The 1433-nt window shown below is 53.5% G+C and carries 1 rRNA gene; it reads left to right on the forward strand.

Annotated elements, in window-relative coordinates:
• Positions 1–1375: ribosomal RNA gene (locus V8G47_RS20705) — 23S ribosomal RNA — on the forward strand; the annotation flags it as partial.
• Positions 1376–1433 lie beyond the last annotated feature (58 nt).

Below are 1433 nucleotides of genomic sequence, written 5' to 3' on the forward strand. Positions count from 1 at the left end.
GAAGGCTGAGCTGTGATAGCGAGCGAATTATAGTAGCGAAGTTCCTGATTCCACACTGCCAAGAAAAGCCTCTAGCGAGGAAAAAGGTGCCCGTACCGCAAACCGACACAGGTAGGCGAGGAGAGAATCCTAAGGTGAGCGAGAGAACTCTCGTTAAGGAACTCGGCAAAATGACCCCGTAACTTCGGGAGAAGGGGTGCTCTGGTAGGGTGCAAGCCCGAGAGAGCCGCAGTGAATAGGCCCAGGCGACTGTTTAGCAAAAACACAGGTCTCTGCGAAGCCGTAAGGCGAAGTATAGGGGCTGACGCCTGCCCGGTGCTGGAAGGTTAAGAGGAGTGCTTAGCGCAAGCGAAGGTGCGAATCGAAGCCCCAGTAAACGGCGGCCGTAACTATAACGGTCCTAAGGTAGCGAAATTCCTTGTCGGGTAAGTTCCGACCCGCACGAAAGGCGTAACGATCTGGGCACTGTCTCAACGAGAGACTCGGTGAAATTATAGTACCTGTGAAGATGCAGGTTACCCGCGACAGGACGGAAAGACCCCGTGGAGCTTTACTGTAGCCTGATATTGAATTTTGGTACAGCTTGTACAGGATAGGTAGGAGCCTTGGAAACCGGAGCGCCAGCTTCGGTGGAGGCATCGGTGGGATACTACCCTGGCTGTATTGAAATTCTAACCCGCGCCCCTTATCGGGGTGGGAGACAGTGTCAGGTGGGCAGTTTGACTGGGGCGGTCGCCTCCTAAAGAGTAACGGAGGCGCCCAAAGGTTCCCTCAGAATGGTTGGAAATCATTCGCAGAGTGTAAAGGCACAAGGGAGCTTGACTGCGAGACCTACAAGTCGAGCAGGGACGAAAGTCGGGCTTAGTGATCCGGTGGTTCCGCATGGAAGGGCCATCGCTCAACGGATAAAAGCTACCCCGGGGATAACAGGCTTATCTCCCCCAAGAGTCCACATCGACGGGGAGGTTTGGCACCTCGATGTCGGCTCATCGCATCCTGGGGCTGTAGTCGGTCCCAAGGGTTGGGCTGTTCGCCCATTAAAGCGGTACGCGAGCTGGGTTCAGAACGTCGTGAGACAGTTCGGTCCCTATCCGTCGTGGGCGCAGGAAATTTGAGAGGAGCTGTCCTTAGTACGAGAGGACCGGGATGGACGCACCGCTGGTGTACCAGTTGTCTTGCCAAAGGCATCGCTGGGTAGCTATGTGCGGAAGGGATAAGTGCTGAAAGCATCTAAGCATGAAGCCCCCCTCGAGATGAGATTTCCCATCACGTAAGTGAGTAAGATCCCTAGAAGATGACTAGGTAGATAGGTCAGAGATGGAAGCATGGCGACATGTGGAGTTGACTGATACTAATCGATCGAGGACTTAACCACAAAGAGTCATATTTATATGAACAACAATTGGTCGATATTCGGCTTTCTTGACATCAAT

This window comes from Rossellomorea sp. LJF3, from assembly GCF_037046045.1.
GTDB lineage: Bacteria > Bacillota > Bacilli > Bacillales > Bacillaceae_B > Rossellomorea.